Raw genomic sequence first — 23,096 nt, forward strand, 5'->3', positions numbered from 1 at the left:
GCGACGGCCCGGTGTTGGACCGGGAAAATCGACATGAGAGGACGTCATGGCCACCCAGACACTGACCGAGCAGAACTTCGATGACATCGTCACCAAGAGCGACGTGGTTCTCGTCGACTTCTGGGCTGCGTGGTGCGGTCCGTGCCGTTCGTTCGCCCCGACCTTCGAGTCTTCCTCGGAGAAGCACCCCGATGTGGTGCACGGCAAGGTCGACACCGAGGCCGAGCAGGGCCTGGCCGCCGCCGCGAATATCCGGTCGATTCCGACCATCATGGCTTTCCGCGAGGGCGTGCTGGTGTTCGCACAGCCCGGTGCGCTGCCGCCCGCCGCGCTCGAGGATCTCATCGGGCAGGTGAAGGAGCTCGATATGGACGAGGTCCGCAAGCAGCTCGCCGAGCAGCAGGCCAAGGCTTGAGCTTCGGCTCGGATGCCGAAAAGCACTGACGTCGCCGGTGATTCACGCATCGAATGCGCCGCGACCCTGGAAAGGGTTGCGGCGCATTCGTTTACGCGAAGGTGTTGATTCCGGCGATCATGGCGCGGATGGTGGACTCCGCACTGTCGTCGGCGATGGCCGCACCCCAGCCGCGCCGGCCGTTGAATTCGCACAGCACGAAGGTGGCGGTGCCGGATTCGGTGCGGCGCTGATGGAATTGCAGGATCTCGACCGGAAAGCCCTCGTCGTACAGGGCCGAGGTGAGCGCCGCGACCGGGCTCCCCGACGAGGTGACGGTACGCAGGTGATCGGCGAACTCCAGGGTCGCGGTGAATTCCGCGGCGCAGAGGTGAGTCCATTCGCCGAGTTTGATCGCACCCGTGTCACGGCAGTAGCGATCGTGGAACTCGGCGGGGCTCAGACCGGCGCTCTCGGCCCGCAGGCTCGCGGGGGCAGCGGCAATGAACGCGCGTGTATCGATGGTGAGTGTCATTGAACTAGGTCTTCCCGACTTCTTCTCAGAAATTGGCAGAGGGGACCAGCGCAAAAAAAGTTCTAAACGGCCGCAGCGAGGGGCCGGTCCGAATCAGACCCCGCTACGGCGGAGAACTACGAGTACGCGCTCGACAGCCACCGTCGCGGTGAGCGGAACAATCGCGGCGCGGTCGCGGTCGGCGACTTCGAGCGCAGCGTTGCGGCTGTTGAGGGGATTCGGCACGGCACCGAGCATAAGGGCAGACCCTCGCATTGGCAACCATATTCGCATTCGACCCACGGGTAACTTTGTCGCAGGTCATCAGGTGTGTGGTGCGGGCGATACCGCTCGGTGTCGGCAAGCACAGCAACCAGCCTCGTGTGGCACGGCATCCATGGTTCCGGGCGAGGGCACCGGCGGATGTCACAATGGGCAAACCGTGCCGGACGCTCGCTCCAATCCTCCGTGAACACCCGGGAGCCATACGATGACCGATCCGAAGATCATGAGCACCATCAATCATTTGTTCGGCTGTCACCGCACCTGCGTCCGGCAAACCGGGGAATCCCTGGATTTGAGCGGGGATCACGCGGCGCGTGCGCATATCGCGCAATTGATGGACTGCGCGGCCATCTGCCGGCTCACCGCCGACATCCTGGATCGGCGCTCCCCCTGGGCGCCGGCGCTGTGCGAGCTCACCGCCCAGGTGTGCACGGCCACCGCCGAGAGCTGTGAACAGCTCGACGAGAAGATCTGCGCCCGCACCTGCCGCGAGACCGCCGACGTACTGACAACCCTCGCTGCTCAGCTCGCGGACTGACCCTTCGTCAGCCGACGCGTTTTCGGCCGGGATCCACACGATCAGCGCAGCACCTGCGGGTGTGGTTCCCGGCCGAAAGCATGCCGGGATGACGGGGCCTGGTTGTGACGGCGCGGGACTAGTGGGCGGCGGAGTCCCAGCTGCGGCCTACGCCGACGGAGACTTCCAGCGGGACCGAGAGTTCGATGGCGTTCGACATGTGTTCGCGGGCAAGGGCTTCGAGTTGTTCGCGTTCGCCGGAGGCCACTTCGAAGATGAGTTCGTCGTGGACCTGGAGCAGCATGCGGGATTTGAGGCCTGCGGCGGCGATGGCGCGCTGGGTGTCGATCATGGCGACCTTGATGATGTCGGCGGCCGTGCCCTGGATGGGGGCGTTCAGGGCCATCCGTTCGGCGGCCTCGCGGCGCTGACGGTTCGAGGAGTCCAGGTCCGGCAGGTAGCGGCGGCGGCCGAAGAGGGTTTCGGTGTAGCCGGTCTTGCGGGCCAATTCCACTGCCTCGCGCAGGTATTCGCGAATCGCGCCGAACCGCTCGAAGTAGACGTCCATCTGCGCCTTGGCTTCCTCGGCGCTGATCTTGAGCTGCTGGGACAGGCCGTAGGCCGACAGGCCGTACGCCAGGCCGTAGGACATGGCCTTGATGCGGCGGCGCAGCTCCGGATCGACCTCGGTGATCGGAATGTCGAACGCCTTGGAGGCCACGAAATTGTGCAGATCCTCGCCGGAGTTGAAGGCTTCGATGAGCCCCTCGTCCTTGGACAGGTGCGCCATGATTCGCATTTCGATCTGGCTGTAATCCGCCGTCATGAGCGATTCGAAGCCGGGGCCGACCACGAAGGTATCGCGAATGCGGCGGCCCATATCGGTCCTGATCGGAATGTTCTGCAGATTCGGCTCGGTCGAGGACAGGCGTCCGGTCGCGGCGACGGTCTGATTGAAGGTGGTGTGAATTCGCCCGTCATCCGCGACCGCTTTGAGCAGGCCGTCGACGGTCACCTTCAGCCGCGTCGCATCGCGGTGTTCGAGCAGATGTTGCAGGAACGGGTGCTGGGTCTTCTCGTAAAGCCCTTCCAGCGCATCGGCATCGGTGGTGTAGCCGGTCTTGGTGCGCTTGGTCTTGGGCATATCGAGTTCGTCGAACAGCACCACCTGGAGCTGTTTGGGCGAGCCCAGGTTGATCTGCTTGCCGATGACCCCGTAGGCGGCCTGCGCGGCCTCGGCGACGCGGTCGGCGAACTCGCCCTGGAGTTCCTCGAGCTGTGCGGAGTCGACGGCGATTCCGGCGGCCTCCAGATCGGCCAGCACGCTCAGCAGCGGCAGCTCCATATCGCCGAGCAGGGCGGTGGATTCGATGCGCTCGAGTTCGGCGTCGAAGGCGTCGGCGAGGTCGAAAACCGCGCGGGCGCGCAGCATTTCGGCCTTGGCGATCTCCTCGTCGACCTGATCCTCGTCATCGAGCAGGGACAGCTGGGTTTCGCCGCTGTCCTCCACGCGCAGTTCGCGGCTCAGGTAGCGCAGCGAGAGATCGTCGAGATTGAACGTGCGCTGGCCGGGGCGGACCAGGTACGCCGCGATGGCGGTATCGCTGCTGAGCCCGCCCAGGGTCCAGCCGCGCCCGCGCAGCGCGTGCATGGCGGATTTGGCCTCGTGCAGGGCTTTCGGGGTCTCCGGATCGGCGAGCCAGGCGCCCAGCGCGGCCTCGTCCTCGGGGGTCAGGGTGTGCACGTCGAGGTAGCCGCCCTCACCGTCGGCGGCGGCCAGGGCGATGGCCTTCACGTCACCGTGTACCGGGGTGCCCACGCCGACGACCGAAACGCCGTGCCGGGCACCGGCTTTGGCATGCTCGGCCAGCCAGGCGGCGAGTGCGCCGGGCGCGACGGCCGCACCGCTGATCTCGAAGCCCATCTCGGCTTCGGCCTCGACCGGGGCGAGGGTGTCGAAGAGCCGATCGCGCAGCACCCGGAATTCGAGTTCGTCGAAGAGCCGGTGGATCTTGTCCCGATCCCACGGCTGCATGCTCAACTGGTCCGGGGTGTACGGCAGCGGCACCTCCTTCACCATCTCGGTGAGCTGCCGGTTCAGGATCACGCTGGACAGGTTGGCGCGCAAGGCATCTCCGACCTTGCCCTTGACCGTGTCGACCTTGTCCACCAGTGCGGTGAGATCGCCGTATTCGCGAATCCACTTGGTGGCGGTCTTCTCCCCCACGCCCGGAATACCGGGCAGATTGTCACTCGGGTCACCGCGCAGCGCCGCGAAATCCGGGTACTGCGCCGGGGTGAGCCCGTACTTCTCCTCCACCGCCGCCGGGGTGAACCTGGTCAGCTCCGAGACGCCCTTCTTCGGGTAGAGCACGGTGACGTTATCGCTGACCAACTGGAGCGAATCGCGGTCGCCGGTGACGATGAGCACCCGGAAGCCCTGCGGCTCCGCCTGCGTGACCAGGGTGGCGATCACATCGTCGGCCTCGTACCCGTCGATGGCCATGACCGGAATCCCCAGCGCCCCCAGCACTTCCTGGGTGGTCTCCACCTGCCCCCGGAACTCGTCCGGGGTGGTGGCCCGATTCGCCTTGTACTCCGGATACGCCTCGGTCCGGAACGTCTTACGGCTCACATCGAATGCCGCCGCCACATGCGTGGGCTTCTCATCGCGCAGCAGATTGATGAGCATGGCGGTGAACCCGTACACCGCATTGGTGGTCTGCCCACCCGCCGTCTTGAAGTTCTCCGCCGGCAGCGCGTAGAAGGCGCGATAGGCCAGCGAATGCCCATCCAACAGCAGCAGCGTGGGCTGCGCCTCGGAGGCGCCGGGGACGGAGACGGCGCTCGGCCGCTGATCGGTAGAGGCAGGGGTCACGCAGGAGAGTCTAGGGACGTGCACCGACACATGGGGGAAGCGGGCACTTTCGCCGCGTCCACCGGCCGACACCCGGGCAGGACCCGCCCCCGCAAATCCGATTTCGCGTCGGCGGCCGGTGCTGATAATCTTGCCGCGCACAACACGCCAAGGGGCGTAGCTCAACTGGCAGAGCAGCGGTCTCCAAAACCGCAGGTTGCAGGTTCAAGTCCTGTCGCCCCTGCAATACTTCGGGCCGGTCACCCACTGGGTGACCGGCCCGAATGCTTTCCCGCGCAGGCTGATTCAGCCGACGCCGAGGTAGGCGGATTTGACCGCCGGGTCGTGCAGCAGGTCGCGGCCGAAGCCGGTTTTGGTCACCTCGCCGGTCTCCAGGATGTAGGCGCGGTCGCTGCGGGTCAGGGCCTGCTGGGCGTTCTGTTCGACCAGCAGGACCGTGGTGCCCTGGGCGTTGATATCGGCGATGATCTGGAAGATCTGGCGGATGACCATGGGGGCCAAGCCCATTGACGGCTCATCGAGCAGCAGGAGCTTGGGACGGGCCATCAGGGAGCGGGCGATGGCGACCATCTGCTGTTCGCCGCCGGACAGGGTGCCGCCGACCTGCTTCTGGCGTTCCTTGACCCGGGGGAAGAGGGAGAAGACCCACTCCAAGGTTTCGTTGTACTCGGCCTTGGTCTTGAATGGGCGTGAGTAGCAGCCCATATCGAGATTCTCCTGAACCGTCATACCGGGGAAGACGCCGCGACCTTCCGGAGCCTGGATCAGGCCCAGGCCGACGCGTTCATGCGCCTTCACCCGGGTGATATCGCGGCCCTCGAACAGGATTCGGCCGCCACCCAGCGGAAGCAGACCGGACAGCGCACGCATGGTGGTGGTCTTGCCCGCGCCATTGGCGCCGAGCAGGGTGACCAGTTCACCGGGTGCGACCGTGAGCGAAATACCGTGCAGCGCTTGGATTCTGCCGTAGCTGACGACCATATCGTCGACCTGCAACAGCGGTTCGGAATCCGTACCGGGCTGCTCGCCCTCGGCCTGCGGCGGGGTCGGCGGGGTCGGCGGGGTCACTGTGCTGCCTCCACTTCGTCATCGGGGACGCCCAGGTAGGCGGCGATCACCTTGGGATTGTCGCGGATCTCCGCGGGCAGGCCGTCGGCGATCTTGCGGCCGAACTCGAGCACCACGATGCGATCGGTGACGCCCATGACCAGGCGCATATCGTGCTCGATGAGCAGCACGGTGAACCCGTCGTCGCGGATCCTGCGGATCAGATCCATGAGTGCGGACTTCTCGCTCGGATTGAATCCGGCCGCGGGCTCGTCCAGGCACAGCAGTTTCGGTTCGGTCGCCAGGGCGCGCGCGATCTCCAGGCGGCGCTGATCGCCGTAGGAGAGGTTGCGCGCCTTCTCCACCGCGCGCGGGGCGATGCCGACGAACTCCAACAGCGCCATACCGCGTTCGATGGCGTCCTTCTCCTCACGGCGATGCCGGGCGCTTCGGAAGACCGCGCCGGGAATCGACGTGTGGTGCCGCGCATCGGTTCCCACCACCACGTTCTCCAGCGCCGTCATCTCCTGGAACAGCCGCACATTCTGGAAGGTGCGGGCGATGCCCAGGCGGGTGATCTCATTGCGCTTGGATTTGGTGAGCGGCTGACCGTCGAACGACACCGTGCCCGAGGTGGGCCGGTAGACGCCGGTGATGGCGTTGAAGCAGGTGGTCTTGCCCGCGCCATTGGGTCCGATCATGCCCAGGATCTCACCGCGGCGGATCTCGAAGCTGACATTGTCCAGTGCGGTGAGGCCACCGAATTTCACCGTCAGCCCGTCGGTGCGCAGCAGCGGCGCACCCACTGCGGTCTCGATTTCCCGATGCGGCGCAACGACTTCCGCGACGACCTCGGCATCGGCGAAGATCGGCAGTACCTCGGTGACATCCAGGGTGCCCGCCGCCTCGCGGACCTCGTCGGCGGTATAGCCCGCCCCCATATCCTCATTGTCGAACAGCGCGCCACCCGCGCCCGGCCCGGTCATCGCTGTCCTCCAGGGGTTTCGGGGGTGCGATGCACCGCGCGGTAGACCGTGCGCCCGTAGGCGAGCAGTTTCTGTCGCACCGGGAACAAACCCTGCGGCCGGAAGATCATGACCACCACCAGCGTGACGCCGTAGAACAGATACTTGTAATCGCCGAGCGACTGGCCGCTGATATTCACCGACATGAACCGGTTCGGCAGATACACGATCAGGAACGCACCGACGATGACGCCCAGTTTATTACCCTGACCGCCGATCACCACCGCGCACAGGAACAACATCGAATTGATGATGTTGAATCCGGTCGGATTGATGAACTGCACCTGACCGGCATAGAGCGCACCCGACATACCGCCGATGCCCGCGCCGATCATGAACGCCCATAGTTTGAATTTGAAGGTCGGGACGCCCATCATCTCGGCGACGTCCTCGTCCTCGCGAATCGCCACCCAGGCGCGGCCGACCCGGCTGCGCTCCAGATTGCCGACGAACAGCAGCACGATGATCACCAGGGCCATACCGATCCAGAACCACCAGGCTCCGGAATTGGCGCGGTCCAGCAGATTCCAGCTGTGCCTGTCGCCGAGATTGCCGGAGGAGAAATACCCGTCCGGATGCGAGTCGGAGACACCGACGCGCGGATACGCGATCCGCGAGAGACCGAGACTGCCATTGGTGATATCGCCGAGATTGTCGGCGAGCAGGCGCACGATCTCACCGAAACCGAGGGTGACGATGGCCAGGTAGTCACCGCGCAGGCGCAGCGTCGGCGTGCCCAGGATCAGACCGGAGACGGCCGTGACGCCAATTGCCAAGGGAACACAGACGATCCACGCCCAGCTCGGCTTCAACCAGCCGTCGGTTTGATTCCACGGGCTGTTCGGACTGGTGAGCAGGCCGACGGTGTACGCACCGACGGCATAGAAGCCGACATAGCCGAGATCGAGCAGACCGGCTTGGCCGACAACGACATTCAGGCCGACGGCGATCAGGGCCGTCATGGCGAACTGCGCCATCACACCGGAGAAACTGGTGCCCGGCGTATCGAGCAGCGGTGGCGGGAACAACGGGAGCAGTGCGAGCAGGATGATGACCGGCACGCCGAGGCCCCACTGCGCCGGACGGGACAGCCCGCCCCACCAATCACGCAGTGAATCGCCGATACCGCGGCCCTTGGACTTGGCGGGCGGCGACTTCGGTTGTGGTGCGGCGGATTTCGATAGCGTCATACCCGCGCCCTCCCCAGGCTCTCGCCGAGAATGCCGGTCGGGCGGAACATGAGCACGGCCACCAGCACCACGAACGCGACCACGTCACGCCACTGGGTGCCGAACAGGATCTGCCCGTAGTTCTCCGCCAAGCCGAGCAGCAGACCACCCAGCAGCGCACCGCGCAGATTGCCGATACCGCCGAGCACCGCGGCGCTGAATGCCTTGATGCCCAAGATGAATCCGCCCGAGTAGATGATGCCGTTCGGGATCTTCAGGGTGTACAGCATGGCCGCCGCACCGGCGAGCAGACCGCCGAGCAGGAAGGTGAGCATGATGATCCGCTCGCGCGAGACGCCCATCAGGGTCGCGGTATCGGGATCCTGCGCCACGGCGCGAATACCGCGGCCGAATTTCGTTCTGTTGATGAGGATTTCGGTGGTCGCGGCCAGGATGATCGCGGCCACGATGATCACCAGGGTCACATTGGTGACCGAGGCCCCGAAAATCGTGAACTGTTCGGTCTGGCGCACCAGCATGATCGGCTGCTGCGCATTCGTCCCGCCGAGTTTGGTGGAGATCTTCGGCAGCACATAGTGCACGAATTCCTGCAGCACGAACGACATGCCGATCGCGGTGATCAGGAAGATGAGTGGTTTGGCCCCGCGTCTACGCAGCGGGCGATAGGCGATGCGCTCCAGGCCGACCGCGGTCGCACCCGAGACCAGCATGCCGAAGATCATGGCCACCAACAGATAGACGACGGTGAGGACAATGCCTTCGGAGTACACATTTCCGCTGGGACTGAAACCGACCACCATCAGACCGATGTACTGACCGAACATGCCCACCATGAAAATTTCCGAATGGGCGAAATTGATCAGTCGCAGCACACCGTATACCAGGGTATAGCCGACCGCGACCAGGGCATAGATCGAACCGTAAGCCAAACCGTCCACGGTGAGCCGCCAGAATTGGTCGACCACACCCGAGACGTTGAAATCGATGGACCCGTTGGCAAGCAGAGCCGCATCGGCCAATAGGGATGAAGACATTCAAAACTCTCGCCGTAGGGGAAGCGGCGGGCCGGAACGGGTTTGTGACCCGCCGTGAATCCGGCCGCGCCGCTTCGAGTCGGAGGTGACTACTTGACCTCGTACATCCAGATCAGCGCATTCGCCAATTCACCCTGGGCATCCCACTTGTATTCGCGGGCCAGGCCCTGACCCTGGTAGGTCTTCACGTACTCGACCAGATCTGGGCGCGAAACCTTGCCGGCGGCAATGCCCTTGAGCACGATCGTGGTGAGGTCGTAGCCCTCGGTCGAGTAGGTGCCGGCGTCATAACCGCTGAACGCCTTGTAGTCGGTGGCGAATTTGTCCGGAGCCGGACCACACGGGCAGGACAGCAGCGCGCCCTTGGACGAATCGCCCGCCTGCTTCACGAACTCGACGTCCTTGGTGCCGTCATCGGAGATGAAGGTCGCGGTCACGCCGCCCGAGCGCAGCTGCTGCACGAACGGGGATGCCTCGGCGTAGTACCCGGCGTAGAAGATGGCGTCCGGCTTGGCCGAAGCCAGCTTGGAGACCGCGGCGGAGAAGTCCTTGTCACCGGCCTTGAGCTGCACCGAGCAGCTCGGATCGGCGATCGCGCCCAGGCCCTCGGTCAGCGTCTTGGCCAGACCGGTGCCGTAATCGGAGTTGTCCTGCGCGACACAGATCTTCTTGTACTTACCGGTGCCCGCGAGGTACTTCGCGACCGCCGGACCCTGCACACCGTCATTGCCGAGGCCGCGGAAGAAGGTCTTCCAGCCATTGGTGGTGAGGGTGACATTGGTGGCGGACGGGGTCAGCGACAGCAGACCCGCATCGCTGACGACCTGACCGGTCGCCTTGGTCTCGCCCGAGAAGGTCGGGCCGATCATGGCGACGATGGACGGATCGTTGATGATCGTCGGGATCACCTGGGTGGCCTTCTGCGGATCACCCTCGGTATCGAATTCCTTCACCGCCACCTGGCAGTTCGGGTTGGCCTTGTTGTGCTGGTCCAGTGCGAGCTTCACACCGCGCACGATATTGAGGCCCAGGTTGGCGTTCGGGCCGGTGAGCGGGCCCGACATGGCGATCGTCTGCGGCGCGCACTTGTCCTTGCCGTCACTGGCGGGATTCGCTGCGGCGGAATTGTCGGCGCCGGCGACTTCCTTGCCGTCCTTGTCGATCTGGACAAGGGGCGAAATGGTCAGACTGCTACCACCGTTTCCACCACCGCCACTGTTGTTGTCGGTGGACTTGCTGCTGCATCCGGCAATGCCAAGCGCAAGTACTGCGGCAGCTCCGATGACTACCGCGCGAGCCACTGGGCCTCGCGTGTTTGTCACTGAACCAAGCACGATTCACCTCTATGTTCTGTGCTCCCTCGGCTCGCCGAGGAGGGCCGCCCCATCGATCGGCCCGGACAGAACATATCCCCGCCAGGTTAGCTCCGCATCACATTCGCATCATTCATGTGACATCGCAACAAACGAAAGCGCCCCTCGTGTTACTCGCGAGTTAATTGCGCTAGCGCATTCGCGGCAACAGAGGGGCAACGCTCAGACGAGCGATGTTACTTGGGGGCGAGATTTTCCAGCACAACCTCCGCGACCGCCTTCATCGTGGTGCGGCGGTCCATTGCGGTGCGCTGAATCCACTTGAACGCCTGCGGTTCCGAGAGGCCCTGGGTCTGCATGAGCACACCCTTGGCACGCTCCACCAGCTTGCGTGTTTCCAGGCGATCGGACAGATTCGCGACTTCGCTCTCCAGCGCGGCGATCTCGTGGAAGCGGCTGGCGGCCAATTCGATGGCCGGAACCAGGTCGGACTTGGTGAACGGCTTCACCAGGTATGCCATGGCGCCCGCGTCGCGTGCCCGCTCGACCAGGTCGCGCTGGCTGAAGGCGGTCAGAATGACCACCGGCGCAAGACGTTTGGAGGCGATCTCGGCCGCGGCGTCGATACCGTCGCGACGCGGCATCTTCACATCCATGATCACCAGATCGGGACGCATCTCCTCGGCGAGGTCCACGGCCTGCTGACCGTCCCCCGCCTCACCCACCACGTGATAGCCCTCCTCGGAGAGCATCTCCACCAGGTCCATCCGGATGAGGGCTTCGTCCTCGGCAACCACCACCCGCTTGGGTGCCGATGCCGCCCCGTCCTTCTTCGAACCGCCCCCTGCTGTCGTTCCCATAGATGAACCCCTGTCGCTCCGATACCAACACCCGACGTACATCGGTCCGAAGCCACCCTCGACGGATCGGCACGTACCCGAGTACCCAAAGAGTACCGTCCGCCCCCGCTCACAACCCACGTACCCAGCGCAAACCGACCAGTATCACAAACCTGTAGTTCTCACCCCCACCCCCGCGCGCCCCGGTTAGGCTTTCCGCCACCCCACCCGCTATGCTCTCCAACGCGGTGCGCCGAGTTGGCGGAATAGGCAGACGCGACGGTCTCAAAAACCGTTGTCCGAAAGGACGTGTGGGTTCGATTCCCACACTCGGCACCACAGGGGTCTCCCGGATTTTCCGAGAGACCCCTTTCGCGTTTCACGGCCGCCCCCCCGAGTCCTGCTCGCGGATCGCCCGAACCCGAAGCCGGACAACATTCTTCAATCCCCCGACGCTGAAAGACCGCTCTCCAGATACTCTCCGGCGGCTCGCTTGCGCGGACACGGAGGCTCGCACGAGGCATGAATCCGCAAAATGCCTTCGGCGCGTTCACGACCGATCGAGTAGACGTAGCCCTTCTCGCAGTCATCGTGAACCCAGGCCGAACCATCGCCGTCTCGCATCGAACGAGAAGTCCGCTCGCTTCCCATCATCCAACACCCCAGGTCCTCCGAGATTCCAAACCAGATCTGACTATCAGATCGTATATACACAACTGTACATGTACAAGCACAACGCCGGGCAGAGCCGATAGACTGGGTAACATCGCGTACATGCACGGCTGTGCATGCTTGGAATGACTTTCAATAAGAGATCGACTCAAGCCTTGACCGGAAGGACTCGAACCGTGACGGATCCCGCGTATGTCGCGATCGCGGCGGACTATGCCCACCAGATCCGCAGCGGCTCACTGCCCGCTGGAACGCAGTTGCGGAGTCTCAACGAGATGGTGGAACGGCACAGCGTTTCGAAGATCGTGATCATCGAGGCCATTCGCCTGCTGGAGAGGCAGGGGCTCGTTCGAACTGTCCCGAGTCGTGGCACCTTCGTGACCGATCATCCCAACCTGGTTCGGGTTGCCCCCGAACGTCAAATGGAGGACCCCGAAGACACTTTCAGACACGAATCGGGCGGCGATATCCGACTTGAGCGCGAGAGCGAACGTATGCGAGCGACCCCGCAGCTGGCCGAGGAGTTCGCAATCGACTCCGACTCGGAGCTGACCCACATCGTCACTCGCGCACTGGAAAACGGGCGACCGATCTCCATCTCGGACACCTACCGGCCGATCGGCGTTCCAGACATCTCAGCCGCACTGTTCCTGGAGGAAACCGTCGCCGATCGGCTCCCGTCCAGCGTGCACGGCGAATGGCTTCGCACACCTACGGGCGGTCTCGTCAAGGTGGTACGTCAGCGCTACCTCGGGACCGATGATCAGGTGCTGATGATCTCGGACATCTCCTACCCGCATGACCGCTACGACGCGTTCGTCTCCAGGATGGCCCTCACCAGCCCGCCGAAGCAGTCACCGGCCGAGAGCGGCGCTCAGCGACGCACCCAGCCCTGAGCGACATCCGACAGGTTCCACCACGAAACATATTGACGATCTTGCGATTCCAGCCGCCAGCCCGCGGTGAGCGCATCGAAGAAGGTGTCGTCACCGGTCTTTCCTCCCTTCGGTTCTCCGACGAATATCAACCGCTCGCCACCGGAGCGCTCGAACTCCGCAAGCGCCTGCGATGCCATCGTGCTGCCCCACCCTGGAGGCCAGCACAGCAACAGCACATGATCGGGGCGATCATCGACACGTGCCGAGAACTCCGCGAGGTCGCCTACCGGGTACCAGACATCCTGCTGACCGGCAGCCCCGGGGAAAGAGAGATTCTCCGCTCGGTCCGGCGGCTCGGAATCGTAGGCGTCGATGACCAGCCCGCACCCGGCCAGCTGCGCGGCCCAATATCCGCGGCCCGCACCAAGTTCCACGAGGGGCCGACCAGCACAGAAATCGGAGATCCAGGCGAGCGTCTCCGGTCCCGGGATGGCGTACGCGTAGACGGCTTGGAGAATCGTCTGTGCGTACCCGAGCCGCGCGCTCCCATTCGGCCGACCACCATCGACCCGCCGGTTGCCGTCGCGGATGGACAGCGACGGTTCGACAATGTCCCAGTAGGGATTCCCGCTCAGCGACGGACCGCCGGTCATGAAATTCACGAACCGGAGATCAAACGCGTTGTCCGCCTGAACATTCCCACTGCCGGAAAGCATCGGCGCCGTCTCGAGATAGTCCGCCACCCTCGGAAACCTGGATCGGAGGCCCCGCGCATCCTCCAGCAACGCAGCCAGTTCGTCACGGCGTTCTGCGGTCAACACGAGATCGCTCATGGAATCATTCTTCCCGGCATCAACATCTCTCGCGAGAGATTGGCGACGGTCACCACGTTCATCGCCGCTTCATCGTCCTCGAACATCGGACATACCGCCGATGACCTCATCGTGGGGTTCGCAAGGGGCATCTACGCCGCATCGCGGTTCGCTTGGACCTACGACTTCGAGTTTCCCAAGTAGGGAGAGCCGTGCTGAGGACGATCGTCCCTCCGGAACTTCGCGGCGACCTCGAAACGCTTTGGGACTACGGCCGAATGCATCATGAGCCGCGGCCGGTGGATGTCGGGATCGGGCTCGGAAGTCAGGACCGGGAAGTGCCCGTCTATGCCGCGCTCGGGTGGGCCGTCGAGCAGCTGATGGGCGACGGCGTGCGGGAAGCCTTCTCGCGCTTGGTTGAAGCCGGGTTCGACAGGCGACTACTGCCCGAGTGAGGTGGCCGCTGCGACAGCGTTCGAGGCCTTACGACGGGTGGGCCGGGCAGCCCGAAAGATGTTTCGGGTCAGAGTAATTGGATGTTGTAGTTGGCGGGGGCGAGGGTGCCGTTGAGGACTACGGGGTTGTATTGGATGCGGAGGCGCTCGTCTACCGCGGCGTCGGTGGTTTCGTTGAAGTCGTAGTTGCGGTAGTAGGTGTCCAGGCCGGGGAGGTGGCGGAAGACGGTGAAGCCGTTCATCGTGCCGGCGGCGAAGGTGTGGGAGCGGCCGGGGTCGATGGTGGTGTTGCCGATGCGCAATTTTCGGGTCTCGTGGCGGTTGACCAGTTCGTTGTTGTGGAAGGTCAGGTGATGGTGGGATCTGCCGAGGTTGTTGAAGGCCGCGGTCTGGATCAGCAGGCGGAATCGGGTGTGGAGCATGGCGGTGACATTGGTGAGCAGGGCGGCGACGTTGATGCCGCCCGCGCCCACGGGTAGTGCGCCACCGAGCTGCGGTAGCGTGACCACGAATCGGTTGCTGATGGCGCAGGTGAAGTTCCGATGTTGGCCGCCGCCGGTTCCGACGACGATCAGCGAATTCTGGTGCCAGGAATAGTGATAGGGGTGGTTGCCGGGGATATCGGTATAGACGTTGTGCCGGAATGCGCGCGCCGATTCATATATCGCGGCGGGTTGTCCGACACTCAGATGAGCGTCCATGTGATGACCTCCGAGGACTTGAAACTCGAGCACTTCGATGGTAGAAGCACGCACCGCACGCCAACCCGAAAACCCGCTACCGACAACCTGATTGATGCATATCCTCGATGACGGCGGTGAGTTCGCCACGGTCCCAGACCGCATCGATGCCCGGCAGTGCCGCCAGATACTCGTGAATATGGCCCACGGACCAATCGAAGGTTCGATACAGACCGGCCGCGATCATCCCCACATAGCGTGCGCTCGGCGCGCGAAGTTCGGCGGCGGCCGGATCGCCCGGCGCGGTGCAGGTCAGAATCGGATGCCCGTCGAGATCGCCCGCGCGGACCAATGTTTCGTAGCGACCCGAACCCAGCATGTCCCGCCCGTGCCGGAGCACCGGGGTCAGATCCAGGTCACCGTCCGCGGCCCGATGCATCTCCTGCGCCACCAGATCGGCGAATTGCCCTGCGGTGAGCAGATATCCGCGCGCCGCCGCAGTGCGAGGCCACCCAGTCGGGGGCTCGGGGGCATAGAAAGCCATACCGCCACCCCACACGCTGGACTCCCCACCGAAGTAGACGGCACCCGGCAACATCAGCGCCCGCGTAAGCCGCGGCGGCCGCCGATCGCGAAATCCGGAGTAATTCCGCGTGGTCCCCTCCGGCATCCCACCCTCGAGGTAGAAGCGAAACCGAGCCTCGAGCAGATTCGACCCGTACGCCGCATACCAGACCAACTCGTCACCCGACAGCGGCCGACAGCGCGCGGGTGATTCGGTAGCTATCTCGCTGGGGATCGAAATATGTTGCGGGGGCCGTGAGTTCGATCCGCCCGAACCCTTCAGGTGCAAGATGTACTTTCGTCGGATTTATCGCACGCGTCGATGTCGATCCGAAGATCTTGAGCCATCCGTTCGATCATCTCCTCCCAGCCGGGCGTTCCGTCGCCGACGCTGTGAATCGCCGCCCGCAGCGCGGTCACCCCCACCTGACGGGCAGGCAACGCATCCTCAGCCTCGACGCCGAGTCGGACCACCACCGATGCGTTATCAGGATACTCGGCGGCGGCATCTGTTTCGCCACCGCCACCGTGCCCGCCGGAACACCCAGCACCGGCCTGCCCGAACTACGCCAGCGCTTCGCCGCCTGGCACGACCCGATTCCGAGCCTGCTGACCGCGGCCGACCCGGACGCGGTCCTGCACAACGACATCTATGAACTGCCCGCACTGAAGTCCTACGTCAAGGGTCGCATCGCCCTGCTCGGCGACACCGCCCACGCCATGACCCCGAATCTCGGCCAGGGCGCGTGCCAGGCCCTGGAGGACGCGGCGGTGCCGGCCCGCGTCGCCGCCCAAGACGGGGACCTCACCCGCTACGACGCCGAACGCCGCCCGCGCACGCAGATGATCGCGGCCCGGTCGAACGGAATCGGCCGGGTAGCCCAGCTCGGCTCACCACTGGCGGTCCGCCTGCGCGATACCGCCCTGCGGCTGATCCCGTCCGCGGCGCAGTTCAAAGCCCTTGCGCCGGTAATGGATTGGCAGGGCTGATACCCGGGATCACTCCGCGACCGCGGCATACTCCTCGAGCGCGGGCGGTGCCGCCTCGACGCCCAGGGAGCCCACCTCCTCGGCGGTGAAGACCAGGTCCGCGTTGCCGCCCACCAGGATACGTAGTAGATCCTCCAGGATGTCGAGGTGCGCATCGCGGGAGAGATTCATGAGTTTGTCGATGCGGGCGGAGGTGTCCATCACCCGGCGGCCCGGCTCGCCCGCTGCCTCCAGCGAACGTAGTAGTAGGCCCGGTTCGAGGAAGGCCGAGCCGGGGGAACGCAGCGCCAGGCAGGAGCTGACCGTGCGCTTGAAATGCATGAAAAGGACTGTCCCGCGTGGGATCTCGACCATTTCCCGCATATCGAGCTTCAGCCCGTAGAGGTCTTCCAGCGCCGCCAGCAGCCGCTCGCGGTACTTGCGGAGGGCGGCGTTGTAGGCGGTGTTCTCCTTGTCGTAGCCGCCGACGGGGTCTGTCCAGTTCGCTTGGGCGAGTACATAGGTCTCTGCCAGATCGCGCAGGGAGTAGGAACGCGGGGCGGGTTCGGAGCTCACCTACCGGACATTAGCCAAGGTGGAGCAGGCCCCGCATGGCATTAGGGCACTCTCGACCTGGGAGTCCCTGACAATCGCCCGGGAGTCCCCGACAATCCGGAGCGAACACGACGGAACAGACCGGGCGGATGCATAGCCGGATTCGCGGCGGGGGAGCATGCTGGGCCATGAGGGGTAACTGAAGAAGGCCCGAACCGTCGCGGTGGGTATCTCGTACATCCGCACAGACAGACCTGACGACGGCCTCGGGTCGAGTGGAGGTCTCTGCGCATGCGGGTGAACAGGGTGACGGCGGATCTGTCGCAATATCCGGATCTGGTGGTGGTGCTGCTGGGAATGCGGGTCCACAAACCACGCGGGATACTGCGCCTGCTGGGCGTCGGACCCAAACTCTATCGATCGCATCGTGATCGCCCCGACGGACTGCTCTCCCACGAGGATGTGATCTGGTCACTGTTCCCACCGCACTGGGGCGCGCGCCAGTACTGGCGCGATCTGGAGAGCCTGGAGCGCTGGACGCGCTCGGATCCGCATCGGATCTGGTGGCGCGATTTCCTGAAGGACTCCGGCGGCACCGGCTTCTGGCATGAGGCGTACTTCGCGCGCGGCGGCATCGATTCGGTGTACGACGATATGTCCCCGGTCTCGGGCCTGACCCGCTTCGCGCCGATGGTGCCCGCGCGCGGCCGGATGTTCTCGACCCGGCAGCGGGTGCGCGATGCGGCCCCGTTGGTCACCTCGGTGGTCGAGGAGGACGAGTATTACGGCGAGCCGGAACAGCCCCGGCACTAGGACGAACATTCCAGCGCCGCAATCGAATCCGAATCGTTAGCCGAGCAAACCCGCGGCACTGTTGATTTGCTGGCGGAAAACCAGCAAGCTCACATTCCAGGGGCATTGACCCTTCGCCCGCGAAGCGATCCGGTACCCGCGAGCGAACAGCAGGCGACCGACATTCGGCCGAAAGATGAACTTACCGCTCGAAACGTGTGATTCGGTCTTCCAGGCGTTTTCGTGTCGCCGCCGTGGGCATACGTTGCTCCCATGCATGTGCTCTTCGTGTGCAGCGGAAACGTTTGCCGGTCTGTCATCGCCGAGCGCCTCACGCTGGCGGTGGCCGCCGAACACGGTCTCCAAGAGCTGTCCGCCGAGAGCGCGGGCGTGCGGGCGCTGGTCGGCTTCCCGGTGGAACCGCTTGCGGCCCAGACGATCATCGGCCTCGGCGGCGATCCGAGCGGATTCAAGGCCCGGCGCATCAAACCCGAGATGGTGCACCGCGCCGACCTGGTGCTCACCATGACGGACAAGATCCGCGACCAGATCCGCGACCTGGTGCCCGAGGCGCTCCCCCGCACCTTCACCCTGCTCGAGGCGTACCGCATCGCGAAGGTCAGCGGTGCGCGCACCGTGGTCGGATTGCATGCCGCGCGCGACGATCTGGCGTATGTGGGGCGCGAGAACATCTCCGATCCGGTCGGCCTCAAGGCCCAGCAGTTCTGCGAGGTCGGCGATCGCATCGCCGAGGCGCTGGTGCCGCTGCTGCTCGCGCTGCACGCACATCAGTACCCGCAGGCCACGATTCACCGCTCGGCGGTCACCGATACCGGAACCCATCGCCCCGCCCTGCTGGTGCTCCCCGGCGGACGCGCCGATACCGGCGCGCAACCCGAATTGCCCAAGCGGTCAGCCGAACCCGGACATCATTCGGTGGAATCGGCCGGATAGGAGCGGATTCCGGCCATCGACGCAGCGCGAAATTCGGCCACCCGATCACCGATTCCGGTCACCGAACCCGCGGTCCTACTTCCTTTGTGGCGTAACCAGGATTACGCTGGGTCCTGCGTGTCAATACACCTGTCTGCCCGCTAAGTCCGGTAAGGGATTACACTTCCGCGCGGAACACCACCGCCGGTGGTTCGACACAGGAACAGGACTCAGGACATGCCGAAGCGCATTTCGGATGTTTCGCTCCATGTTTTCGTCACACCGCAGATCCTCCACCGCGTCACCGAAACGGTGTGCCGCGTCGTGGACGAATACGTGGACGATCGCGACATCTTCGCGTGGCGCTTCACCCTTCCGGTGGAGTGCGACGACCCCACCCATACGGTGCTCGAAACCCAGTGGCGGCTGGATCATCCCGACGCCGACCCGGGTGAGCGCCGCACATACGAGATAGCGCTCAGCCTGGTCGGCGAGGCGCGCCAGCTCACCAAGGCCGGAATCGCGCGCCTGGAGCAACGGCTGGTCCTGGAACTGTCGGCCGATGAGCCCATCCCCTACATCGTGCACGCGTTGCAGCGGGAGAACTTCGAACTCGAAGAGAACCGCGAACTCATCTAGCGGTTCGCACCGGTTCGTGAATACGAAACAGGCTGTACCTCAGCGAGGTACAGCCTGAAAAGAGTTCGCTACCGTCGGCTCAGGTGCGCCCCGGGAAATGCCGGATCACGCCTTCCTGCACCGTGGTGGCGAGCAGATCGCCGCCGCGCGAGTAGAAATGCCCGCGGGCCAGACCGCGCGAACCCGAGGCCACCGGCGACTCGGTGGCGTACAGCGCCCAGTCGTCGAAGCGGAACGGCCGGTGGAACCAGATGGAGTGGTTCACCGTGGCCGCCAGGATCCGGTCATGCCCCCAGGACAGTCCGTGCGTGGTGATGATCGAGTCCAGCACCGTGGTGTCGGACGAATACGCCAGCGCCGCAACGTGAATCAGCGGATCGTCGGGCAGTGCGCCGTCGGTGCGCATCCAGACCCGATTGTGGTTGAGCTTCTCCCCCGTGCCCTTGAGGATCCAGGCCGGATCGTTCGTGTACCGCATATCGATGGGACGCGGTGCCTTCACGAACATTTCGAGCTTGTCCTCCAGCCCGACGAAGGACTCCTCCACGCGCGGAAGGTCTTCCGGATCGGCGACCTCGGGCTGCGGTGCGCTGTGCTCGAGCCCCTTGCCCCAGTCCTGGAAGGCCGCGAGCATGACGAACAGCTCCTGATCGTCCTGCAGTGCGGTCACCGTGCGATTGGCGAAGGCGCGCCCGTCCCGATGCCGATCGACGTGGTATTCGATCGGCTTCTTAGGATCGCCGCCCCGCACGAAGTGCGCGTTCACCGCGTGCACCGGCCGGCCGGGGCCGACCGTGCGCCCCGCGGCGATGATCGCCTGGGAGACCAGCTGCCCGCCGAAGGTGCGACTCCACACCTTCTCCGGGTGCTGTCCGATGAAGATGTCCGGGCCGTGCTCCTCGAGATCGAGCAGCTCGAGCAGCACCCGTAGATCATCGGCCGGGGCGGATTTCGCTGCCCCGGTTGCGGTCTCGCCAAGCGACGCGCTCAACTTAGTGGTCCTCCTCGCCGATGCGGTGCACGTGGATCAGATTGGTGGACCCGACAGTACCGGGCGGGGAGCCCGCCACGATCACCACGAGATCGCCCTTCTTGTACCGGCCGATCGACAGCAGCGCGGTGTCCACCTGATGAATCATCTCGTCAGTGGTATCGACGGTGGGGACGATGAACGTTTCAGTGCCCCACGTCAAGGCCAGCTGACTGCGAATCGCGGGATTCGGGGTGAATGCCAGCAGCGGCAGCGGGGTGTGCAGACGGGCCAGGCGGCGCACGGTGTCACCGGACTGGGTGAAGGCGACCAGCGCCTTGGCGTTCAACCGCTCGCCGATATCGCGTGCCGCGTAGGAGATGACACCGCGCTTGGTGCGCGGCACATGGGTCAGCGGCGGCACCCGGGTCGAGGACTCCGACTCCACCGCGTGCACGATGCGGGCCATGGTGCGCACGGTCTCGATCGGGTAGTCGCCGACCGAGGTCTCACCCGACAGCATCACCGCGTCCGCGCCGTCGAGCACCGCGTTCGCCACATCGGACGCCTCGGCGCGCGTCGGCCGCGAGTTGGTGATCATCGATTCCAGCATCTGGGTGGCCACGATGACCGGCTTGGCGTTCTCGCGCGCCATCTGGATGGCCCGCTTCTGCACCAGCGGCACCTGCTCGAGCGGAAGTTCCACGCCGAGGTCGCCGCGCGCCACCATGATGGCGTCGAAGGCCAGCACGATGGCCTCCAAATTGTCGATGGCCTCGGGCTTTTCGAGCTTGCCGATGACCGGCACCCGGCGGCCCACGCGATCCATGATCTCGTGCACCAGCTCGACATCGGACGGCGAGCGCACGAAGGACAGCGCGATGAAGTCCACGCCCAGGTTCAGCGCGAACTCGAGATCGTCGATGTCCTTCTCGGACAGGGCCGGAACGGACACATCCATGCCCGGCAGCGAGACGCCCTTGTTGTTGGAGATGGGGCCGCCCTCGGTGACCCGGCAGATCACGTCATTGCCCTCGACGCGCTCGACGGTCATCCCGATCTTGCCGTCGTCGACGAGCAGTCGATCGCCGGCCTTGGCGTCCTGCGCCAGTTGCTTGTAAGTGGTCGAAACTCGGTCGTGAGTGCCTTCGATGTCGTCGACCGTGATGCGGATTTCTTCACCCGTCGCCCAGACGGTCTTACCCTCGATGAACCGGCCCAATCGGATCTTCGGTCCCTGGAGATCGGCGAGAATTCCCACCGCGCGGCCCAGCAGATCGCTGGCCTGACGCACCTTCTTGTAATTGTCGGCATGGTCGGAGTGTTCGCCATGGCTGAAATTCAGCCGCGCCACGTCCATTCCACTCTCAACGAGTTCACGAATACGGTCCTCGGACGACACAGCCGGTCCGAGAGTGCACACAATCTTCGTTCGTCGCATCACGGCATCAACCCTAGACCTGCCGCATGTGTCCCGCTGAACGGGCACACACCTCGAAGAAAGATATACACATCCCGTTCAGCTAACAGCCGGTCAGCGTGCTGTGTCTCATTTGCCTCCGCTGCACTGCGGCTGTTCGCGGCCCTCGTGACCTCGGGTCTTCCCTCCTCCGCTGCTCCGCTTCGCTCCCCCGCTGCGTCAGTCCAGACCCGGGGCGGGCCGCGAACTTACCGCTCGGTTAACGCGCGACGTGGCGTGCGAGGCGGGTTTCCAGACGGGTCTGGCCGAAGCCGAGAATCAGGCAGATGACCCAGTAGTAGAGGGCCGCCACACCGTAGAGCGCGAAGAAGTCGAAGGTCGGGGCGGCGGCCAGTTGGGCGGTCCGCAACAGTTCGGTGACGAGGATGGTGGAGGCCAGTGAGGTGTCCTTCACCAACGAGATGAGGGTGTTGCTCAGCGGTGGCACCGCGATGCGGGAGGCCTGCGGCAGGATGATCAAACGCAGTGCCTGCGCATAGGTCATACCCACCGCATAGGACGCCTCCCACTGCCCGTGCGCGACCGAAAGAATAGCGGCGCGAATGACTTCGGCCGCATAGCCGCCGACATTGAGGCTGAACGCGATCACCGCCGCCGGGAACGGGTCGATGACGAGGTGGAACTGCGGTAGCGCGTAGAAGACGATGAACAGCTGCACCAGCAGCGGCGTCCCGCGAATGATCGAGATGTAGAACCGGGCCGCCGCCGATACCGGCCACAGCTTCGACATACGGGCCAGCGCCACGAACAGCGCCAGCACCAATCCGATCGCGAAGCTGATCGCGGTCAGCGGCAGCGTCTTCTCGACCGTGGCCACGAGCATCGGCCACAGATTCGCCCGGATCAGCTCCCAGGTGGCGGCGTTCATCGTCTAGTCGCTCAGCAGTCCAATCGCCCTGTGCCGCTTACTTGCTGACGTCGGTGCCGAAGTACTTCTCGGAGATCTTGGCCAGGGTGCCGTCCCCGCGCAGCTGATCGAGCGCGGTATTGATCTGATCGGTCAGGGCCTGTGAATCCTTGCGCGCGGCGAACGCCTGCTTGCTGGTCTCACCGGTCTTGCCCGCTACGTGCACGGTGGCGTCATTGGTCTTCTTGGTGTACTCGCCGACCGCGAGGGTGTCGTTGACCGTGGCGTCGACGCGACCGTTCTTGAGCAGCTGGATGGCCTGCACGAAGCCCTCCACGCCCTCGACCTTGCAGCCCGCGCCCTCGGCGACCTTGTTCCAGTTGCTGGTGACCGACTGCGCGCAGGTCTTACCGCTCAGATCGGTGAGCGCGTGGATACCGGCGTTGTCGGTCTTGGTGACGATGACGCCCTCGGAGGTGGTGTACGGCTGCGAGAGCGAATACTTCTGCGCGCGATCGGGATTCACGGTGACCTGGTTCGCGACCAGATCGAAGCGCTTGGACTCCAGGCCCGCGAAGATGGCGTCCCAGGGGGTCTGCACGAATTTCACCTTGCGGCCGAGCTTGTCGCCGACGGCCTTGATGACCTCGACGTCGTAGCCGGTGAGGCTGCCGCCGTCCTGGTAGCTGAAGGGAGAGTAGGTGCCCTCGGTGCCGACCGCGAGAACATTCGGGTCGTCATTGCTGCTGCACGCGGTGAGTGCCGCGGTGGCGGCGACTACGGCGAGTACGGCGGCGAACAGCTTACGGCGCAC

Annotated in this window: 26 protein-coding genes and 2 tRNA genes; 10 read left to right on the forward strand and 18 right to left on the reverse strand. The window is 64.6% G+C overall.

Annotation, left to right across the window (positions count from 1 at the left end; all coding sequences use genetic code 11):
- Nucleotides 1-46 precede the first annotated feature (46 nt).
- The gene (gene trxA, locus NA10_RS20955; RefSeq protein WP_067570569.1) at nt 47-415 is read left to right on the forward strand and encodes a thioredoxin; all 369 of its coding nucleotides are present in this window, start codon (nt 47-49) and stop codon (nt 413-415) included.
- Nucleotides 416-506: 91 nt separating this feature from the next.
- Here trxA and NA10_RS20960 read toward each other — a convergent pair whose 3' ends face one another.
- On the reverse strand, nt 507-929 hold the full coding sequence (locus NA10_RS20960) for a 2-isopropylmalate synthase (RefSeq protein WP_067570571.1): 423 nt from the start codon (nt 927-929) through the stop codon (nt 507-509).
- A gap of 93 nt (nt 930-1,022) precedes the next feature.
- Nucleotides 1,023-1,154: a hypothetical protein gene (locus tag NA10_RS39200; protein WP_281180216.1), complete on the reverse strand. Its 132-nt coding sequence runs from the start codon at nt 1,152-1,154 to the stop codon at nt 1,023-1,025.
- 244 nt (nt 1,155-1,398) lie between these two features.
- On the opposite strand from NA10_RS39200, the gene NA10_RS20965 reads away from it, so the two are divergent.
- A complete protein-coding gene (locus tag NA10_RS20965) occupies nt 1,399-1,731 on the forward strand; it encodes a four-helix bundle copper-binding protein (RefSeq protein ID WP_067570573.1) in 333 nt (110 codons plus the stop codon).
- A 118-nt stretch (nt 1,732-1,849) separates the two neighbouring features.
- On the opposite strand, the gene polA is transcribed toward NA10_RS20965, so the two are convergent.
- Nucleotides 1,850-4,588, reverse strand: coding sequence for a DNA polymerase I (gene polA / locus NA10_RS20970; RefSeq protein WP_067570575.1), 2,739 nt, complete (start codon nt 4,586-4,588; stop codon nt 1,850-1,852).
- A gap of 150 nt (nt 4,589-4,738) precedes the next feature.
- Between polA and NA10_RS20975 the strand changes: the two genes are divergently transcribed.
- Nucleotides 4,739-4,811: transfer RNA gene (locus tag NA10_RS20975), tRNA-Trp, on the forward strand.
- Between the two features lie 62 nt (nt 4,812-4,873).
- Here the strand turns inward: NA10_RS20975 and NA10_RS20980 are convergent.
- From NA10_RS20980 to NA10_RS21005, 6 genes are all read right to left on the reverse strand, one after another.
- Nucleotides 4,874-5,569: an ABC transporter ATP-binding protein gene (locus NA10_RS20980; RefSeq protein WP_067570648.1), complete on the reverse strand. Its 696-nt coding sequence runs from the start codon at nt 5,567-5,569 to the stop codon at nt 4,874-4,876.
- An 83-nt stretch (nt 5,570-5,652) separates the two neighbouring features.
- Nucleotides 5,653-6,621: an ABC transporter ATP-binding protein gene (locus NA10_RS20985; protein ID WP_067570577.1), complete on the reverse strand. Its 969-nt coding sequence runs from the start codon at nt 6,619-6,621 to the stop codon at nt 5,653-5,655.
- Nucleotides 6,618-7,850, reverse strand: a complete 1,233-nt coding sequence (locus NA10_RS20990) for a branched-chain amino acid ABC transporter permease (protein WP_067570580.1) — start codon at nt 7,848-7,850, stop codon at nt 6,618-6,620. Before NA10_RS20990 ends, NA10_RS20985 begins: the two co-directional genes overlap by 4 nt.
- Nucleotides 7,847-8,884 (reverse strand): branched-chain amino acid ABC transporter permease, encoded by a 1,038-nt coding sequence (locus NA10_RS20995; RefSeq protein ID WP_067570582.1) that lies wholly within the window; start codon nt 8,882-8,884, stop codon nt 7,847-7,849. Before NA10_RS20995 ends, NA10_RS20990 begins: the two co-directional genes overlap by 4 nt.
- A gap of 89 nt (nt 8,885-8,973) precedes the next feature.
- Nucleotides 8,974-10,185 carry a branched-chain amino acid ABC transporter substrate-binding protein gene (locus NA10_RS21000; protein WP_067570584.1) on the reverse strand — a complete coding sequence of 404 codons (1,212 nt, stop codon included), beginning with the start codon at nt 10,183-10,185 and terminating at the stop codon, nt 8,974-8,976.
- A 248-nt stretch (nt 10,186-10,433) separates the two neighbouring features.
- A complete protein-coding gene (locus NA10_RS21005) occupies nt 10,434-11,057 on the reverse strand; it encodes an ANTAR domain-containing response regulator (protein ID WP_067570586.1) in 624 nt (207 codons plus the stop codon).
- A gap of 231 nt (nt 11,058-11,288) precedes the next feature.
- On the opposite strand from NA10_RS21005, the gene NA10_RS21010 reads away from it, so the two are divergent.
- Nucleotides 11,289-11,375 (forward strand) — tRNA-Leu (locus NA10_RS21010).
- Nucleotides 11,376-11,884: 509 nt separating this feature from the next.
- Entirely contained in the window at nt 11,885-12,604 is a 720-nt protein-coding gene (locus tag NA10_RS21015) for a GntR family transcriptional regulator (protein ID WP_067570587.1), read from the forward strand.
- Here NA10_RS21015 and NA10_RS21020 read toward each other — a convergent pair.
- On the reverse strand, nt 12,583-13,419 hold the full coding sequence (locus NA10_RS21020; protein ID WP_067570589.1) for a hypothetical protein: 837 nt from the start codon (nt 13,417-13,419) through the stop codon (nt 12,583-12,585). The two genes, NA10_RS21015 and NA10_RS21020, sit on opposite strands and share 22 nt — an antisense overlap.
- Nucleotides 13,420-13,610: 191 nt before the next feature.
- Here NA10_RS21020 and NA10_RS37980 point away from each other — a divergent pair, with 191 nt between their 5' ends.
- Complete coding sequence (locus NA10_RS37980; RefSeq protein WP_067570591.1) at nt 13,611-13,853, forward strand: hypothetical protein; 243 nt, start codon at nt 13,611-13,613, stop codon at nt 13,851-13,853.
- A 68-nt stretch (nt 13,854-13,921) separates the two neighbouring features.
- Here the strand turns inward: NA10_RS37980 and NA10_RS21030 are convergent, their stop codons facing one another.
- From NA10_RS21030 to NA10_RS38780, 3 genes are all read right to left on the reverse strand, one after another.
- The gene (locus NA10_RS21030) at nt 13,922-14,554 is read right to left on the reverse strand and encodes a hypothetical protein (RefSeq protein WP_067570593.1); all 633 of its coding nucleotides are present in this window, start codon (nt 14,552-14,554) and stop codon (nt 13,922-13,924) included.
- Between the two features lie 76 nt (nt 14,555-14,630).
- Nucleotides 14,631-15,131: a histone deacetylase gene (locus tag NA10_RS21035; protein WP_157556651.1), complete on the reverse strand. Its 501-nt coding sequence runs from the start codon at nt 15,129-15,131 to the stop codon at nt 14,631-14,633.
- Nucleotides 15,132-15,376: 245 nt separating this feature from the next.
- A complete protein-coding gene (locus tag NA10_RS38780) occupies nt 15,377-15,574 on the reverse strand; it encodes a hypothetical protein (RefSeq protein ID WP_245677625.1) in 198 nt (65 codons plus the stop codon).
- Between the two features lie 51 nt (nt 15,575-15,625).
- Between NA10_RS38780 and NA10_RS38785 the strand changes: the two genes are divergently transcribed.
- Nucleotides 15,626-16,087: an FAD-dependent monooxygenase gene (locus NA10_RS38785; RefSeq protein WP_067570597.1), complete on the forward strand. Its 462-nt coding sequence runs from the start codon at nt 15,626-15,628 to the stop codon at nt 16,085-16,087.
- A 9-nt stretch (nt 16,088-16,096) separates the two neighbouring features.
- Here the strand turns inward: NA10_RS38785 and NA10_RS21050 are convergent, their stop codons facing one another.
- Nucleotides 16,097-16,642 carry a hypothetical protein gene (locus NA10_RS21050; RefSeq protein WP_067570599.1) on the reverse strand — a complete coding sequence of 182 codons (546 nt, stop codon included), beginning with the start codon at nt 16,640-16,642 and terminating at the stop codon, nt 16,097-16,099.
- Between the two features lie 270 nt (nt 16,643-16,912).
- Between NA10_RS21050 and NA10_RS21055 the strand changes: the two genes are divergently transcribed.
- The 3 genes from NA10_RS21055 to NA10_RS21065 all read left to right on the forward strand — a co-directional run bounded on the left by NA10_RS21055 (nt 16,913) and on the right by NA10_RS21065 (nt 18,985).
- The gene (locus tag NA10_RS21055; RefSeq protein WP_067570601.1) at nt 16,913-17,434 is read left to right on the forward strand and encodes a monooxygenase family protein; all 522 of its coding nucleotides are present in this window, start codon (nt 16,913-16,915) and stop codon (nt 17,432-17,434) included.
- 252 nt (nt 17,435-17,686) lie between these two features.
- The gene (locus NA10_RS21060) at nt 17,687-18,367 is read left to right on the forward strand and encodes an arsenate reductase/protein-tyrosine-phosphatase family protein (protein WP_067570603.1); all 681 of its coding nucleotides are present in this window, start codon (nt 17,687-17,689) and stop codon (nt 18,365-18,367) included.
- Between the two features lie 216 nt (nt 18,368-18,583).
- The gene (locus NA10_RS21065; RefSeq protein WP_067570605.1) at nt 18,584-18,985 is read left to right on the forward strand and encodes a hypothetical protein; all 402 of its coding nucleotides are present in this window, start codon (nt 18,584-18,586) and stop codon (nt 18,983-18,985) included.
- 79 nt (nt 18,986-19,064) lie between these two features.
- On the opposite strand, the gene NA10_RS21070 is transcribed toward NA10_RS21065, so the two are convergent.
- From NA10_RS21070 to NA10_RS21085, 4 genes are all read right to left on the reverse strand, one after another.
- The gene (locus NA10_RS21070; RefSeq protein ID WP_067570607.1) at nt 19,065-19,976 is read right to left on the reverse strand and encodes an acyl-CoA thioesterase; all 912 of its coding nucleotides are present in this window, start codon (nt 19,974-19,976) and stop codon (nt 19,065-19,067) included.
- A gap of 1 nt (nt 19,977) precedes the next feature.
- Nucleotides 19,978-21,399, reverse strand: a complete 1,422-nt coding sequence (gene pyk, locus NA10_RS21075; protein WP_084515069.1) for a pyruvate kinase — start codon at nt 21,397-21,399, stop codon at nt 19,978-19,980.
- Between the two features lie 235 nt (nt 21,400-21,634).
- Nucleotides 21,635-22,303: an amino acid ABC transporter permease gene (locus NA10_RS21080; protein ID WP_067570611.1), complete on the reverse strand. Its 669-nt coding sequence runs from the start codon at nt 22,301-22,303 to the stop codon at nt 21,635-21,637.
- Nucleotides 22,304-22,340: 37 nt separating this feature from the next.
- Nucleotides 22,341-23,096: a transporter substrate-binding domain-containing protein gene (locus NA10_RS21085; RefSeq protein WP_067570613.1), complete on the reverse strand. Its 756-nt coding sequence runs from the start codon at nt 23,094-23,096 to the stop codon at nt 22,341-22,343.

Origin of the sequence: Nocardia acidivorans NBRC 108247, assembly GCF_001625085.1 — a bacterium.
Classification (GTDB): Bacteria; Actinomycetota; Actinomycetes; order Mycobacteriales; family Mycobacteriaceae; genus Nocardia; species Nocardia acidivorans.